2 protein-coding genes and 1 pseudogene are annotated in these 1,432 nt (G+C 51.3%); all 3 read right to left on the bottom strand.

Annotated features, from left to right (window positions below; genetic code table 11):
• Nucleotides 1-13: 13 nt before the first annotated feature.
• Nucleotides 14-256 (bottom strand): CDGSH iron-sulfur domain-containing protein, encoded by a 243-nt coding sequence (locus A2I95_RS37700; RefSeq protein ID WP_291737552.1) that lies wholly within the window; start codon nucleotides 254-256, stop codon nucleotides 14-16.
• Between the two features lie 495 nt (nucleotides 257-751).
• Nucleotides 752-1,219, bottom strand: coding sequence for a hypothetical protein (locus tag A2I95_RS37695; protein ID WP_291737551.1), 468 nt, complete (start codon nucleotides 1,217-1,219; stop codon nucleotides 752-754).
• A 14-nt stretch (nucleotides 1,220-1,233) separates the two neighbouring features.
• Nucleotides 1,234-1,432: pseudogene (locus A2I95_RS37690) on the bottom strand (30S ribosomal protein S12 methylthiotransferase RimO); the annotation flags it as partial.

Raw genomic sequence — 1,432 nt, 5'->3', positions numbered from 1 at the left:
GCGGGATGGTCTGCTACAGCTTGGAGTGGCTGCCGTCGCACAGGGGCTTTTTGCCTGAGTGCTTGCAGCCGCAAAAGAACAGCTTGCCGTCCTTCTCCGCGGTGTATTTGACCGGCGCAAACTCCGTCCCCTTATGCGAGCCATCGCAAAACGGCTGCTTTTGCGACTTGCCGCAGGCGCACCAGAAATAGGTCTTTCCTTCACTCACCTCGACGGGGAAGGGGGCTTTTTGCGCGATTTCCGGAGTGTCTGTCATGGCTGGGGGCTCTCCCTGGCTGGTTGCGGTTTGGGGAGAGGGTAGCAGGGAATTGCTCTATAGGTAGAGGCAGAAAAGCAAAAGCCCGCGCAAAGCGCGGGCAGCGCCCGACCCTCCCCACGGGAGGGCGCTTCGCACCCACCCAGGGTCAGGCGCTGGGGAATTGGAAGGGGCGAGAGGCTTACTCTGCGCCGAGTTAATCCTGCTATAAAAGAATTTCTCAGCGTTGAATGGTGTGTAATGAGCTTTTGCAGAGGTAATCTTCTGGCTGACTTTTGTTCCAAGTTCCTTGTGACGCCAAGAAGCCAAAATCGGTATCTTTAGCAAATTAGGATCAAGGCTCTCAGGAGAACTATCTGAACCTCTAGCAAAGTCGAAGAGATTCTCAACCAAAGCTTTTGCTAAAATCCAATCGAAAATTTGGTCGGCTTTTTTTTGATCACCGTTTGTGACGGGTGTGATGTCGAAGTTAGCAAGGAAGCGAACATTGGAGATTTAATAATACTGAACGACAACGGAGAGCCATTTTCCTGACCTGCCGTCGGAATACTCGATACAGGATTGTATAGTTGCAAGGACTTCCGTTGATATTGCGGTGTCTCTTTCATAGTCTTCTCGGTTCTCTCGAGATTTAAAAAATGAGGCATCTTTGTCCGCGTACTTAATGCCAGCATTGCAAGCTCTTACAAGCTCTGAAAGCGCCAAAGGCAATGTTGCTTTTGCCGCGCGTAAAGATGCGTCCTTTTGATCTTTAGAAACTTTATTTTGGTTGGAAATAACTGATAATGTCCCCATTAGAGCAAGGGAAGCTGCGGCTAAGGTGATCAAAGCGGAGAACAGGTAGATCCAATTTTTCTGGTAAGCCGCGCTGACAGTTTCGTCGATGATCCAAGCAACAATAAGGGCAGAAAGCGCGCCTACAAAGCAGCCTAAGGCAAAGTTCGAAAGGAAACGAATGGTCAATGTGCTCTCGAGTGTTACCTAGTTTTACCCCACAGATCATACTCTCCCGCCTCGTCAACTTCAACGGTCACCAGATCGCCCGCCTGCAACCCTTCTGTTCCCTCATCAATGAACAGATTGCCGTCGATCTCCGGCGCGTCGGCCTTGGTGCGGCAGGTGGCGATGCCGTCCTCGTCGATGTCATCGACAATGACCTGCATCGTCTGGCCGACC

This window comes from Leisingera sp. F5, assembly GCF_001593695.1.
This window is presented reverse-complemented; position numbering and strand designations above follow the sequence as displayed.

Bases quoted from the DNA above. Each gene is read 5' to 3' on its own strand.
- A2I95_RS37700 (WP_291737552.1), bottom strand. From the start codon at position 256: ATGACAGACACTCCGGAAATCGCGCAAAAAGCCCCCTTCCCCGTCGAG.